Origin of the sequence: Candidatus Competibacter phosphatis, from assembly GCF_012939995.1 — a bacterium.
GTDB classification, from domain to species: Bacteria; Pseudomonadota; Gammaproteobacteria; order Competibacterales; family Competibacteraceae; genus Competibacter; species Competibacter phosphatis.
Genome location: NZ_SPMZ01000040.1, coordinates 59653 through 73076, shown reverse-complemented (window position 1 = coordinate 73076; position 13424 = coordinate 59653). Strand labels below are relative to the sequence as shown.

Annotated in this window: 12 protein-coding genes and 1 pseudogene; 3 read left to right on the top strand and 10 right to left on the bottom strand. The window is 62.0% G+C overall.

Features of this window, described 5'->3' with window-relative positions; all coding sequences use genetic code 11:
* Positions 1-49 precede the first annotated feature (49 nt).
* From E4P82_RS14075 to E4P82_RS14045, 7 genes and pseudogenes are all read right to left on the bottom strand, one after another.
* Positions 50-295, bottom strand: a complete 246-nt coding sequence (locus E4P82_RS14075; protein WP_169249479.1) for a helix-turn-helix domain-containing protein — start codon at positions 293-295, stop codon at positions 50-52.
* Positions 296-455: 160 nt separating this feature from the next.
* On the bottom strand, positions 456-851 hold the full coding sequence (locus E4P82_RS14070) for a type II toxin-antitoxin system VapC family toxin (protein ID WP_169249478.1): 396 nt from the start codon (positions 849-851) through the stop codon (positions 456-458).
* Entirely contained in the window at positions 848-1072 is a 225-nt protein-coding gene (locus E4P82_RS14065) for a hypothetical protein (protein ID WP_169249477.1), read from the bottom strand. The genes E4P82_RS14070 and E4P82_RS14065 overlap by 4 nt, the downstream gene beginning before the upstream one ends.
* Positions 1073-1204: 132 nt before the next feature.
* Positions 1205-2764: an acetate--CoA ligase gene (locus E4P82_RS14060; protein ID WP_169249476.1), complete on the bottom strand. Its 1560-nt coding sequence runs from the start codon at positions 2762-2764 to the stop codon at positions 1205-1207.
* A gap of 2 nt (positions 2765-2766) precedes the next feature.
* Positions 2767-4341, bottom strand: a complete 1575-nt coding sequence (locus E4P82_RS14055; protein ID WP_312915136.1) for a potassium transporter TrkG — start codon at positions 4339-4341, stop codon at positions 2767-2769.
* A 2-nt stretch (positions 4342-4343) separates the two neighbouring features.
* Positions 4344-5772: pseudogene (locus E4P82_RS14050) on the bottom strand (potassium transporter TrkG).
* A gap of 105 nt (positions 5773-5877) precedes the next feature.
* Complete coding sequence (locus E4P82_RS14045) at positions 5878-7305, bottom strand: potassium transporter TrkG (RefSeq protein ID WP_169249503.1); 1428 nt, start codon at positions 7303-7305, stop codon at positions 5878-5880.
* A gap of 574 nt (positions 7306-7879) precedes the next feature.
* Here E4P82_RS14045 and E4P82_RS14040 point away from each other — a divergent pair.
* From E4P82_RS14040 to E4P82_RS14030, 3 genes are all read left to right on the top strand, one after another.
* A complete protein-coding gene (locus E4P82_RS14040; RefSeq protein WP_169249475.1) occupies positions 7880-8509 on the top strand; it encodes a YbhB/YbcL family Raf kinase inhibitor-like protein in 630 nt (209 codons plus the stop codon).
* Positions 8510-8630: 121 nt separating this feature from the next.
* Positions 8631-8990 (top strand): PilZ domain-containing protein, encoded by a 360-nt coding sequence (locus tag E4P82_RS14035; RefSeq protein WP_169249474.1) that lies wholly within the window; start codon positions 8631-8633, stop codon positions 8988-8990.
* Between the two features lie 150 nt (positions 8991-9140).
* Positions 9141-9359 (top strand): hypothetical protein, encoded by a 219-nt coding sequence (locus E4P82_RS14030; RefSeq protein ID WP_169249473.1) that lies wholly within the window; start codon positions 9141-9143, stop codon positions 9357-9359.
* Positions 9360-9571: 212 nt separating this feature from the next.
* Here E4P82_RS14030 and E4P82_RS14025 read toward each other — a convergent pair whose 3' ends face one another.
* The 3 genes from E4P82_RS14025 to E4P82_RS14015 are packed head-to-tail and all read right to left on the bottom strand — an operon-like array spanning position 9572 to position 13284.
* A complete protein-coding gene (locus E4P82_RS14025; protein ID WP_169249472.1) occupies positions 9572-10003 on the bottom strand; it encodes a tetratricopeptide repeat protein in 432 nt (143 codons plus the stop codon).
* Positions 9933-12971, bottom strand: a complete 3039-nt coding sequence (locus E4P82_RS14020) for a CHAT domain-containing protein (RefSeq protein WP_169249471.1) — start codon at positions 12969-12971, stop codon at positions 9933-9935. The genes E4P82_RS14025 and E4P82_RS14020 overlap by 71 nt, the downstream gene beginning before the upstream one ends.
* Entirely contained in the window at positions 12895-13284 is a 390-nt protein-coding gene (locus E4P82_RS14015; protein ID WP_169249470.1) for a hypothetical protein, read from the bottom strand. Before E4P82_RS14015 ends, E4P82_RS14020 begins: the two co-directional genes overlap by 77 nt.
* Positions 13285-13424: the final 140 nt, after the last annotated feature.

Genomic DNA, 13424 nt, shown 5'->3' with positions numbered 1-13424 from the left:
CGAATTCCACTCCTTCCGACTCACGATCACTACGGACTGTCTGAGGGGTTCAGCCCTTCAGCCGAACTCCGCGCCCGCCGCCTTCGCTGGCGGCGCCCTCTCCGATCAGTTCCACGCCGGCGGCGTCGAGCGCGGCGATGAGCTTGACCAGGGAATCCACATTGCCGCGAATCGTGCCTTCGCTGGTTTCCATCCGCTGGATGGTCGGCAGGGACAAACCGGCGGTTTCGGCAAGCGTTCGCTGATCGATACCCAACAGCGCGCGCGCCGCTTTCAACTGAGCCGCTGTGAGCATGATGAAAATTCAGGTTTCAAGACAGGCATGAATTATCAATAACAAGAAGTTTAAATGCAATGATAAAAATTGCATATTGATATATTAAACATCACATAGTGAAGCATACTCCACATGATTTCGGTGGCCCAGTTTTCGAATTGTCCATCCATGTTGTGGGTTAGGCGCTGATCAACCGACCGGCCAATTCCGCATAGCATGGAAAAGCGCCATCCAAGCTGGCCAGGCGGGCATCGTATGCCAGCGCCGTGGCAATGATGATGCGGTCAGCGGGATCGCGATGGTGTTCCGGCAATTGTGCGGAACGAAGGGCAATTTCCCAGGAAACCGGCAGGCTCTCGATGCCTGCCGGCGACAGCGCGTCCCGCAACCACGTTTCAACCGGCAAGGGAAGCAAGATCCGACGCCGTTTCAGCAGGTAGGGAACCTCGAAACAGGAGATGGCGGAAACGGCGACACACGGTTCGGATTGAATCGCGGCCAGGATGTCAGGGGGTAATCCGCGACCGCTCTGGATGATCCATCGTAACCAGACATGCGTGTCCAGAATGATCATCGCAAGGCGTCCCAGTCGGCTTCGGAAACGGCTGGGGCGATCAAATCTTCGAGAATCTCGCCTTGCCCGGCAATACTGGGCGGTGGCTGGCGGCGGGGCAATGCTGGGGTTTCTTCCAACACCAAGACGATCAATTCGACCTTGGCGCTCGGCGGTAGTTTAGGCAAATGACAGGGTTTGCCCTCTGGGTCGGTTTCGATCAGCAGGCGTTCAGCATACATGATTTCATTCCTCCTCCAGCCGCATGCTGGCCATGTCGTAGTACATCAGCGGTTTTTCATGAGCCTAGAAAAATCGTTGAGTACCGTTCTGGATGCCATGAAGTAGCGAAACCGGCGCGAGAATAGCCTGATTCACCGCCGCCATCGGGCCAGATCGCGGCGGCGGACCTTACCATTGGCGGTGCGCGGCAGGCTATCGACGAAAATGATCTCGCGCGGACATTTGTAACCCGCCAGATGGGCATGGGCATGGGTCAGCAAGGGCGCGGCGTCCATCCCATCCGGTTCGTCGGGATCGCGCGGCACCACGAAGGCGGCGATCACACTGACGCCCTCGCGCACCGACAGCTCGGTGACCGCCACCTCCGCCACCGCCGGATGCCGGCTCAGGCAATGTTCCACCTCCAGCGGCGACACCCGATAGCCCATGGCGTTCATCACGTCGTCGTTGCGACCGTGGTAGATCATGTAGCCGTCGGCGTCGAAGTGCACCAGATCGCCGCCGAGAAACCACTCGCCCCGGTAGACCAACTCCTCTTCTTCGGGGCGATTCCAGTAACCCAGCATCAGCCCCGGATCGCTGCGATGCACCGCCAGCAGCCCGGTCTCGCCCGGCGGCAGCGGTTCCTCGCCGCCTTCGACCGGCAATGCCGCCACACAGCGACCCGGCTGGGCCTTGCCCGGACTGCCGGGCTTGACCGGCTCGCTCGGCGCCGAAGAGATGTAGGTCGAGCACTCGCTCATCCCCAACGCCTCGTACAGCGCCTTGCCGGTCGTCGTCCGCCACTGCTCCAGCAAAGCGGTGCTCAGCGCTTCGCCGGCGGTCAGGCCGTGGCGCAGACTGGACAGATCGTACGCGCGCAGGTCGTTGTATTTCAGGATCTGCCGGTACAGACCCGGCACCGCCGCAAACAGGGTCGCCCGGTACTTCTCCATCAGCGTCGGCCAAACCGTGACATCGCGGGGGCCGTTGTAGAGCACCGCCGTCGCGCCGTTGGCCCAGGGATCGGTCAACCCCACCCCCAGGGTATAGGTCCAGTTGAACGCGCCGGCATGCAGGATCACGTCGTCCGGGCGGATGCCATACCAACCCTGGTACATCGGCCGCCGACCCCAAGCCGAGCGTTGGGCGTGCAACACGCCCTTGGGCTGACCGGTGGTGCCGGAGGTGTAGATCAGAAACGCCGGATCGGCGGCGGCGGTATCGGCGTAGTCCAGCGGCTCGTGACCGACCCGCAGCGCGGCGACATCGGTCATGCCCAGCACTTGCACGCCCGGCGGTGGCCGGATGGTCAATTCATCCGCCACGGCCAGCAGCCGCGCGCCGGAATCGGCCAGCAGGAAAGCGGCCTCCTCCTCGGTCAGTTGCGCCGAGGACGGCAGCGGCACGCAACCGGCGGCGATGGCGCCGAAAAACAATAGGGCATAATCGCTGGTGTTACCCATGCGGATCATCAGCCGCGCGCCCGCCTCCAGGCCCAGACGGCGCAGTCCGGCCGCCGTGCGTCGCACCGCCTCATCCAGTTGCGCGTAAGTCCAGTGCTCGGCCGCTTCGACCGGCGCACCGGCATCGGAAACCACGATCAGCGCCACCTTGTCCGGCGTGGTCCGCGCCGCTGCCTGCAGACAGTAGCGCGCCATGTTGAACCGGGCCGGCGGCAACTCGCCGGTGTAGCCTCGTTTTGGATTCATGATCAGCCTTTCCAGAAATCCGAATGGAACAGCAATAACACGGGGAATACCTCCAGCCGACCCACCACCATGGCCATCGTCATCAAGACGGTGGCGGTATCGCTCAGCGGGCTGAAATTGGACGCGGTATCGCCCAGACCCACTCCCATGTTGTTCAAGCCCGCCGCCGCCGAACCGAACGCCGTCACCAGATCCAGGCCAGTCGCCACCAGGGCCAGCGACAGCGCGCAATAGCAGAAAATGTAGAGATAATAAAATCCCCACACCGCCTGCATCACCCGATCCTGGATGGGTCGGTTACCCAGTTTGACCGCGATCTGCGCGGTGGGACGGATCAGCAGCCGGATTTCGCGCACGCTCTGTTTGTACAGCAGCAGGAAGCGAACCGCCTTGATGCCGCCGCAGGTCGAGCCGACGCAACCACCGAAAAAGCTGCCCAGCAACAACAGCAAGGGAACGAAAAACGGCCAGTCCGCCGAATAACCGGCCGAGGTATGGCCATTGCTGGTCACGATCGAAAGACTCTGGAAAAACCCGTGTACCAGCGAGTCCACCAATGGAAAGGTGTCGCTGAAATACAGGTAAGCGCAGGTCAGCGCGACGATCCCGCCGATCACCACCAGAAAGAATTGGAACTCCGCGTCCTGAAACACCAGCCAGAGGCTGCGTCGGCGCCACGCCATGAAGTACAGGGCGAAATTGACCGCCGCGATCAGCGTGAAAACACCCGAGACCAACTCGATCGGTAAACTATGGAAATAACCGATGCTGGCGTCGTGGGTGGAAAAACCGCCCAGCGCCAGGGTGGAGAAACTGTGGCAAACCGCATCGAACGGACTCATGCCGGCCACCCAGAACGATAGCGCGCACGCGACGTTCAAGCCGAAGTAGATCACCCACAAGTTCTTGGCGGTCTCGGTGATGCGCGGGGTCAGCTTCTCGTCCTTCATCGGCCCCGGCGTCTCGGCCTTGTAGAGCTGCATCCCGCCGACGCCCAGCATCGGCAACAGCGCCACCGCCAGCACCACCACTCCCATGCCACCCAACAGATTCAATTGCGCCCGGTAATACAGGATCGCCTTGGGCAGGGCGTCGAGGTCGGACAGGATGGTGGCGCCGGTGGTGGTCAGACCGGAAGCGGTCTCGAACACCGCGTCCACCAAGCGCATGTGCGGATGTTCGGCCAGCACGAACGGTATCGCGCCCAGCAGCGACAACAGCACCCAAAACGCCACCACCACCACGAAGCCGTCACGGTTGCGCAGATCGACCTTGAACCGACATACCGGCAGCCAGCACAGCAAGCCCAGCCCCAGGGTGGCGGCCAGGGTTTCCGCAAACGGCATCACCACCGACATGCCGTCGTACCACCAAGCCACCGCGATCGGCGGCAGCAGGGTGGCGCTGAACAGGACCATCAGCACCCCGACCATGTACAGCGTCGTCTTGATCGGCGCCCGTCGCTGACGGGCTTGCCACGGGTTCCAACCGGTTTCGGGCCGTGGCGGAGCAAAACCGGGGGATTCTTCCAAGGTCGACTTTGATTCCGCCTCCGGGTGCTCCGCCTGCTCGCTCATGCTCACTTCCAGAAGTCAGGCAGGAACAGCAACAACAGCGGGAAGACTTCCAGCCGCCCGACCACCATCGACGCCGACAGCAACCAGGTGGCGGCATCGTTCAGCGGGCCAAAACCGACCGCCGTCTCGCCCAATCCCACCCCCATGTTGTTCAGGCAACCCGCCACCGAGCCGAACGCCGTCACCAGATCCACGCCGGTCATCGCCAGCGCGAAGGAGAAAAAGCAGTAGCTGAGAATGTACAGGAAATAAAACCCCCCACACCGCTTGCATCACTCGGTCCGACATCGGTCGGTTACCGACCTTGACCGCGATTTGCGCGGTGGGTCGCACCAGCAATCGGGCCTCGCGCAGACTCTGCTTGAACAGCAGCAGGAAGCGGAATGCCTTGATGCCGCCGCAGGTCGAACCGACGCAACCGCCGAAAAAGCTGCCCAGCAGCAGCAACAGCGGCACGACGAACGGCCAGTCCCCCGGATAGCCGGTGGTGACGAGACCATTGTCGGTGATGATCGAAGCCGTCTGGAAAAAGCCGTGATAAATCGACTCCCACAGCGGAAGTTTGCCGGAGATATACAGATAACCGCAGGTGAGCGCGATGATCCCGGCCATGACCACCATGCAGAACTGGAATTCGGCATCGCGAAACACCACCGTCAAGCTACGGGAGCGCCACGCCAGGAAGAACAGGGCGAAGTTGACCGCCGCCACCAGCGAGAAAAAGCCGGCGATCAGCTCGATCGGGGCGCTGTTGAAGTAGCCGATGCTAGCGTCGTGAGTGGAAAAACCGCCGAGCGCCAGGGTCGCGAAACTATGGCAGATCGCGTCGAAAAAACTCATTCCCGCCGCCCAGAACGCCAGCGTGCAGACCACGTTCAGTCCCACGTAGATGAACCAGAGGTTCTTGGCGGTTTCGGTGATGCGCGGGGTCAGCTTCTCGTCCTTCATCGGCCCCGGCGTCTCCGCCTTGTAGAGCTGCATCCCGCCGATTCCCAGCATCGGCAGCAAGGCCACCGCCAGCACCACGATGCCCATGCCGCCCAGAAAATTCAGTTGCGCTCGGTAATACACGATGGCCTTGGGCAACTTGTCCAAGTCGGACAGGACGGTGGCGCCGGTGGTGGTCAGACCGGAGGCGGTTTCGAACACTGCGTCCACCAAACGCATGTGCGGATGTTCCGTCAGCATGAACGGTAGCGCGCCCAGCAGCGACAGCAACACCCAGAACGCCACCACCACCACGAAGCCATCGCGGTTGCGCAGATCGACCTTGAAGCGGCACACCGGCAGCCAGCACAAAAGCCCCAGGGACAGCATGGCCCCCAACGCCTTTGCAAACGGCATCACCACTGTCATGCCGTCGTACCACCACGCCACCCCCATCGGCGGTAGCAGAGTCGCGCTGAACAGGATCGTCAACAGCCCGACCATGTACAACGCCGTTCTGAGCGGCGCTCGCCGCTGGCCGGCCCAACGCGCCTTTTCAGTCATCGCCAACGACAGCTCGCCGACGTACTCCGCCTTTTCCATACTCGCTCACTTCCAGAAGTCTGGCAGGAATAACAGCAACAGTGGAAAGATCTCCAGCCGGCCGACCACCATCGACAGCGCCAGCAGGAAGGTGGCGGTGTCGTTCAACGGGCTGAAGTTGGAGGCGGTATCGCCCAGACCCACGCCCATGTTGTTCAAGCCGGCCGCCGCCGATCCGAATGCCGTCACCAGATCCACGCCGGTCGCGGTCAGCGCCAGCGACAGTGCGCAATAACAGAAGATGTAGAGATAGTAAAACCCCCACACCGCCTGCATCACTCGATCGGAAACGGGATGGCCACCCACCTTGACCGCGATTTGCGCGGTGGGCCGGATCAGCAATCGGGCCTCGCGCAGGCTTTGCTTGTACAGCAGCAGAAAGCGGATCGCCTTGATGCCGCCGCAGGTCGAACCGACGCAGCCGCCGAAAAAGCTGCCCAGCAGCAACAGCAGCGGCACGAAAACCGGCCAGTCGGCCGAGTAACCGGCGGTAGTCAAACCGTTGCCGGTGACGATCATCACGCTCTGGAAATAGCCGTGCTGCAGCGCTTCCCAAAATGGAAATTTGCCGTCGAGGTAAAGATAGGCGCAAGCGATCGCGACGATCCCGCCGACCACCGTCAAGAAAAAGCGGAATTCGGCGTCCCGAAAAACCATCCTGACACTGCCCCGGCGCCACGCCAGAAAGTACAGGGCGAAATTGACCGCCGCGATCAGTGCGAAGGTCCCCGCGATCAGTTCGATGAGCGGATTCTGGTAATAGCCGATGCTCGCGTCGTGGGTGGAAAAACCGCCCAGCGCGATGGTGGTGAAGGCATGACAAATCGCATCGAACGGGCTCATCCCCGCCGCCCAGAACGCCAGCGCGCAAACCACGTTCAGGCTGACATAAATGAACCAGAGGTTCTTGGCGGTCTCGGTGATGCGCGGGGTCAGTTTCTCATCCTTCATCGGCCCCGGCGTCTCGGCTTTGTAAAGCTGCATCCCGCCGATTCCCAGCATCGGCAGCAAGGCCACCGCCAACACCACGATGCCCATGCCGCCGAAAAAGTGCATTTGCGCCCGGTAGTACAAGATGGCCTTGGGCAAGGCGTCGAGGTCGGACAGGATGGTGGCGCCGGTGGTGGTCAGCCCGGAGGTGGTCTCGAACCAGGCATCCAGGAAAGAAATATCCGGTTGTTCCGCCAGCATGAACGGCAAGGTGCCCAGCAGCGACAGCAACACCCAGAACGCCACCACCACCACGAAGCCGTCGCGGTTGCGCAGATCGACCTTGAACCGGCATACCGGCAACCAGCACAGCAAGCCCAGTCCCAAGGTCGCGGCCAGGGTTTCCGCGAACGGCATCACGACATGGCGATCGTCGTACCACCATGCCACCGCGATTGGTGGCAGCATGGTGGTGCTGAACAGGACCAGCAACAACCCCACCATGTGCAGCGTCGTCCTGAACGGTGCCCGCCGCGAATAACCGACTGATCGAGCATCGCCGGGCAGCTTCGGAGATGCCGTCGCCGCCGGCGGGCTGCCTTCCAGCCGTTCCTCGGTTTCGGGTCCAACGCCATCGCCGTCCGGGAACGCGTTCCCCGTGAGTCCACCACGCGCGTTTCGATCGCTCATGGGTCCAATCGACCTCCATCCTCTGGTGCGGAAACCACGTTCAAAATGCCGGATCGGTTCGCCAGTCCAGCATCCGTCCGGACCGTCGCCGCCACCATGGCTTCCGTGGCGACTTCGCGGCGGCGACGGTAAATTCCATTTGCCGGCATCGCGAATTAACGTGCTATGTTGTATGCGTTATCATAGGTTGATAAAAAGTAAACCCGTTGCCCGGATAGTTCGCGAGCCACGGCAATTCTTTAAGAACGGCGAAGATCGGTCAAGCGAATACCGCTACCTTGATCGGTCGATTGCCAGAGCAATTCCGGCTCCCGATACATCGGTCGCGCCTCTCGCGCCGACGCATCGATACCATTCCCGGCCACGCTCTGATTGAAGGAAAAAATTCATGAAACTGACTAGCCCCGTCTTGCGCGATCAGCAACCGATCCCCGCCGAATTCGCCTTCGGCGTTGCCGACCCCCAACAGCACGTCGTGCTTGGGTCCAACACCAACCCACCGCTCCAGTGGAGCGACCTGCCGCCGGAAACCCGCTCGCTGGTGCTGATCTGCCACGACCCGGACGTACCGACCCAGGCGGACGACGTCAATCAGGAAGGGCGGGAGGTTCCGGCCAGTTTGCCGCGCACCGATTTCCATCACTGGATACTGGTGGACCTGCTCCCCGAACCCGCGCAGATTCTGGCCGGCGAATTCTCCGAAGGCATCGCGCCCGGCGGCAAGCCGGGGCCGGACGGCCCGCGCGGCACCCGCCAGGGCATCAACAACTATCGGGAATGGTTTGCCAGCGACCCGGCGATGGCGGGCCGCTACTTCGGTTACGACGGCCCATGCCCGCCCTGGAACGACAGCATCGTGCACCATTACATTTTCACGTTATACGCGCTCGATGTGGAACGCTGTCCGGTGGAGGGCGAATTCACCGGCCCCGACGTGCTCGACGCGATCGCCGGACATGTGTTGGATCAAGCCAGTTTGACGGTCACTTACAGCTTGAATCCAGCCGTACCGGCCTGAAACGCCCGACGATGAACGTCACGCTCGACCAGGCACGGTCTTTTCCTCCAACGGCCTGCGCGCTCCGCGGACGCTTACCGCAAGTGGCGCAACGGCAACGCAAACAGGCCAAGAGGTTGTCATGAGTCCTCCCGATCCGCCCGGAGCCGAAAAACGCCAGCTCAAACGCTGGTATCTGGTGATGTATTTGCGTGTCTACAATCAGGACGATCAAGTGCTGTTGGGCCACATCGTCGATATCAACAAGGGAGGCATGCGACTGGTCAGCGATCGTCCCATCCCGGTCAACCAAGTTTTCCGGTTATGGGTGGATGTTCCCAGGGAAGGCAATTCGCGACAACGCATCCCGCTGGAGGCGGAAAGCCTGTGGAGCGGTCGAGACATCAATCCCGATTTCTACGACACCGGCTTCCGCATCCAGAACATCAACACGCAGACGCTGTTGCAGATGCAGTTGCTGATCGACGAGTTCAAGTTCTGAAGCCGGCCGGACCCGCCAGCCATTGTGGGCTCGGCTCCTTTATTTATTGGTATGAATAGTGCTTCTCTCTGTTTGACGCCTGTGCGTCGACCGGCTCGAACGCTGGAGTGTCGAGCCGGTTCCGATCACGCAAACCGAGAGGATACGACCATGTCGTTAGCCATTACCGCCGACAAGGCGCTGATTTGGGACCAGCAGCAAACCAAAATGGTGCAAAAAACCCGGGTAGCGGTTCGCCTGGTGGGCAACCAAGGTAGCATCTATCGCGAAGCCGGGCCGCTGTACGTGGAAACCGCCCAGGAAATTTTCGAGGCGGCGCAACTGTTGCGAGAACGTTTGATCAAGTCGCTGCTCTCAGGGGTTGGCTGAAGAGGCTGACACTCTCATGGTCTCCTCTTTCCCATCCCGTCCGTTTTCCACCGACCTTTCAATTCATCATCGACTTGGCGCAGCCTGACTCGCTCGGGCTGCCGCCGCCTCGGCCTTCCCAAGTCACTCGTCGCGACTCGTTCCCGCACAATCCCAGTCAAATTGGATCGGACCAGTTTGAGTCGGGATCAGGGTTAACTCCCACACTGGAATTAGGAGGAAAGCGAGTCCAGCAATGCCTGCACCTGCCGGGCTTGCGCTTCCTGGCCCAGTTTCCGAAATCCATCCCGCGAGCGGCTCAAGATCGCCATGCCTTCTTCTTTTGCGCCACCGGCGCAGAGAAGCTGCCCCAAGTCCAAACCCACGTATATGATGCCGTCCAACCGACCCAGCTTGAGCAGGATGGCGTAGGACTCCTGCAAGTGTGGGAAAGCATTCGGGTAGTCTTCTTTTTGCATCTCGATCTGGGCAATGGACCATAAAACATGCGCATTACCAACCACATCACCCAAGGCTTGGTAAACCGTTAGCTCCTCTTGATGCAGCTTCAGCGCCTCGTCCACCTCGCCCTTGTCAACCTTGATCCGCGCGATGTCGCCCAGCGTCACCGCCCGCTCGCGCTGGTCGCCCAAGGCTTGGAACACCGTCAGCGATTTCTTGATGCAGCTTCAGCGCCTCGTCCACCTCGCCCTTGGAAACCTTGATCCGCGCGATGTCGCCCAGCACGATGCTGTGCTCGCGCTGAAAACGCGGGTTGGTGCTCAAGAGTTGCTTGGCTTGTTCCAGAAAATCCAGCGCCCGATCCGGGTCACCATCCTGGTTCAATAGCCGGCCATGAACAGCCAGCAGGTAGGCATGGTCTTCGGTATCGGGTGTTTGGCCTTGAGCCAACAAAGCATCCAGCCGAGCGAGCGCTCGCTGGTAAGCGCCGCGCGCCGCCGGCGTATCGCCCACTTGAACGTAGGCTTCGCCGGCCACTCGCAATAACGCGAGCGGAATCTCCACCTGATGGCGATCCAGACATGCCATCACCTGCCGGGCCAGTTGGGCGGCGTCACGATAGCGAAACTGATCGCCCAGCCAGCGGATGGCGGGTTCCGCCGTCACGTCCAGTCCAAGGGCTTGATCGGTCAGCACCGCCAACCGCGCCAGTTCGTGATTCGCCGGATAAGGACGACGGCCGCTGTCAGCGCCGCCCCAACAGGCCAACAACTCGGGCAGCGCCACGCCGGCCAACGCCTGGATTTCGCTGTCGGTCAGCGTCCCCGCCACAGGCCGTACCAAGGCATTGATGGCAGCGGCCGGTTCCGCATACCGCACCACATCGGGATAAACATCCCATAAACCCAAACCAAACAACCGAACGCCGCACGGTTCGCCCGCATCCAGCGCCAACGCCTCGGCCAGCGCTTCCAACACCGCCAGCGGCACCGGCAACTCGAACAAGGTCATGACCCGCAACAACTCGCGCTCGCCCGACTTGAGCAACGCCAGCGAGTGATCGATGGCCAGATTCTCCAGAAACGTCCGCACCGTTTCCTGATCGGGAAGCTGGCCAGCGAGATAATGCTCCATCGCCGTCAAGGCTTGATCACAGGCGGCGGGATCTTCCAAGGACAAGGAAAACAAGCGGTCCTGTAAACCCGGATTGCCTTGCGCCAACTTGATGCAACGTTGGGTGCGGGCTTCGTCCGGCGCGGCGGTCTTGGCCTGACTGGCGGGGCGGGTTTTCCGAGCCGCTTGTTGACGGCTTTCCACCGCTCCCATCGGCGGCAAATGCAAGGCAAACAGCGAATCGGCCAGATCGCGATCGTCTTGAGGCAGGGCAAACTGGAATCGACTGGTGATCAGCAAACGGGAATCACCGTCCGCTTTGGCGAACGCCTCCACCACCGCCCGCAACACGGGCACTAACTCCGGCTGCACTCGGTGCAACCCCGTGGAGCCGGGATCGCACAGGATGCGTTCCAGATCGTCCAGCACCAGCAACACCGGTTGGCTCACGACTCGCCCATGGCCATCCCTCACCAGCTCCCGGCAAGGGCCTTCCAGCAATTCCCGCAGGCCATCCGCCAATTCATCTGGATGCTGGCGCACCCGATCCCGATAGGCATCGATGATGTCCCGCACCTCCCGGCCACCGATGGAGCGCCGAAACGCTTCCAAAATCGCCGGCGCGTCGTAACGCCCGAACACCACCACCGGCTCGTGGTGATGCAGCCGGTCGGCCACCCGCGCCGCCAGACTGGATTTGCCCTGCCGGCCCATGCCGTGAATCAGCACTCCCGCATGGTTGCGCTGCCGTAATTCGCGCAGCGCATCTTGCAGCGGTCGGCGGCGTCCCACGAACTCGAAACGCCCGGCGACCGGCACCTGTTGCCCCTTGGCGTCCAGAAACTCCTTGTGTCCGCCTTCGATGCCCTTGCGATGCCGGGCGCGATCGCCTTTTACCAGCGGCCCACCCCCGGTCGGCCCCAGGAACAATCGCGCCAGATGCCAGTCCCGCGACCGCGCCAGCGGATCGGCTCCGGGCCGGTTCAGCAAGGCGAAACGGGCTTCGGCGAGCGCCGCTTGCAAATCGGCCTTGCGCGACAATTGCTGGTAGAGATGCGCGGCGAACTCCATCGCTTCCGCGTCCGACACCTGCCCGTCCCAACCCATCACCGCCGGCATGCCCGCCCGCAACAACGCCAGGGCCAGCGAATCCACGATCCCGGTCCCATCCCCGGTTTCCGCGCCTTCGGCGGTGTGACAAGCCGACAAGAACAACAACCGGGGCCGATGAGTGGACAGTTCCCCGATCAGATGCTCGACACTGGCCAAGTCGGTGGCGCCTTCATCGGTCTCCAGACACAAGGCCGGTTTGGCGCCGCCCTTGCCATGACAGGACAGATGCAGGACATCCACTGGCGCTTCCTCCGCCACGCGCGCCGCCAACCACTCCAGCGCGCCGCTTTCCTCCACGGTCAAATCCAGACCGGTCTTCGCCGTGGCGTTCAGAATAGCGGTTTCCTCGGCCTCGTAATTCAGGCGGCGCTGGTCGCGCGGCGCGGCGGCCATGAACACTAGCGACAATCGACAGGGCGAAGGCGCCTCCGGCTGAGCCGGTTCGCCCAAGCGACGCACCGGCGCATAGCGCAACGCCAAGTCTGCCGCCAGATGACCCCGGTCGTCGGCCAGCAATTCCCAGGGCAACTGAAGAAACAGCCGGGTCAAACCATCGGGATCGCGCGGCCCGCGAAAATCGACGATCCAGGGCACCAGCGCCGTGGCCCGCGAACGGGCCAACCAACCGGCATCGCCATCCAGCCAGGCATACAGTTCCCGACCCAGGCGCAAGCGCGCCGGCTCGTCCCCGTACCCCCGCAACGAATCGTGATAACCCTGCAACCAGCCGCGAAACCGGGACTCGTCGGCGGGGGTCAGCGGGCGGAATTCATCCAGACCGGCCTGCTCGCAACGCAAACACAACCGATCCGGTTCAATGCGGAAAAGGGTGGTCATGGCCTTGTCCAACTCCTTGGCCGGTGGCGGGTTATGGCTCTCGGGCTTGTTCAGCGGCGTCCAGAACTGCGGCGGGTTCGATCTCGTCCAGCGCCAGCGGTGTCGCATTTCGCCGCCGGAGCCAAATGCGCGTGCCGTGCTCCCGCCACTCGCGGCGGGCCAGCGTAATCAGGCGATCGACTTTCTGCTTGAGCTTTAGCCGTTCGGCCAAATCCATGGCCGCTAGCAACGCGCCGGGGATGCTCAGAACCAGCGCCGCGACCGCGATGGAATCGACGGCTTTCTCGGCTTCGCCAACGGCGGGCGGCGGTGGGTTTTCGCGTCGAATCTCCGCGCCGAAGGTTTCCGCAAAGAAGGTTTCCAGCGCGGCGGCGGTCGTGGCGGCTTGCTCGCCTTGGAGGTGAAATTCGAGATCGGACATCGCCTATTGTCTCTTGATGGATGAGGGATCGTAACCAGCGGAACCTTGCTGTCACTATTTAAGGATAGTGCGTCTCGACCGCGAGAATCCAGCCGCCGCTAGCCTGGAGAGAGACTCATGCTCGCGGACGATTCGGTGAA

Bases quoted from the DNA above. Each gene is read 5' to 3' on its own strand.
- E4P82_RS14015 (WP_169249470.1), bottom strand. From the start codon at position 13,284: ATGTCCGATCTCGAATTTCACCTCCAAGGCGAGCAAGCCGCCACGACC.
- E4P82_RS14045 (WP_169249503.1), bottom strand. From the start codon at position 7,305: ATGGTGGGGTTGTTGCTGGTCCTGTTCAGCACCACCATGCTGCCACCA.
- E4P82_RS14060 (WP_169249476.1), bottom strand. From the start codon at position 2,764: ATGAATCCAAAACGAGGCTACACCGGCGAGTTGCCGCCGGCCCGGTTC.
- E4P82_RS14075 (WP_169249479.1), bottom strand. From the start codon at position 295: ATGCTCACAGCGGCTCAGTTGAAAGCGGCGCGCGCGCTGTTGGGTATC.
- E4P82_RS14065 (WP_169249477.1), bottom strand. From the start codon at position 1,072: ATGTATGCTGAACGCCTGCTGATCGAAACCGACCCAGAGGGCAAACCC.
- E4P82_RS14055 (WP_312915136.1), bottom strand. From the start codon at position 4,341: ATGAGCGAGCAGGCGGAGCACCCGGAGGCGGAATCAAAGTCGACCTTG.
- E4P82_RS14035 (WP_169249474.1), top strand. From the start codon at position 8,631: ATGAGTCCTCCCGATCCGCCCGGAGCCGAAAAACGCCAGCTCAAACGC.
- E4P82_RS14070 (WP_169249478.1), bottom strand. From the start codon at position 851: ATGATCATTCTGGACACGCATGTCTGGTTACGATGGATCATCCAGAGC.
- E4P82_RS14020 (WP_169249471.1), bottom strand. From the start codon at position 12,971: ATGCGACACCGCTGGCGCTGGACGAGATCGAACCCGCCGCAGTTCTGG.
- E4P82_RS14040 (WP_169249475.1), top strand. From the start codon at position 7,880: ATGAAACTGACTAGCCCCGTCTTGCGCGATCAGCAACCGATCCCCGCC.
- E4P82_RS14030 (WP_169249473.1), top strand. From the start codon at position 9,141: ATGTCGTTAGCCATTACCGCCGACAAGGCGCTGATTTGGGACCAGCAG.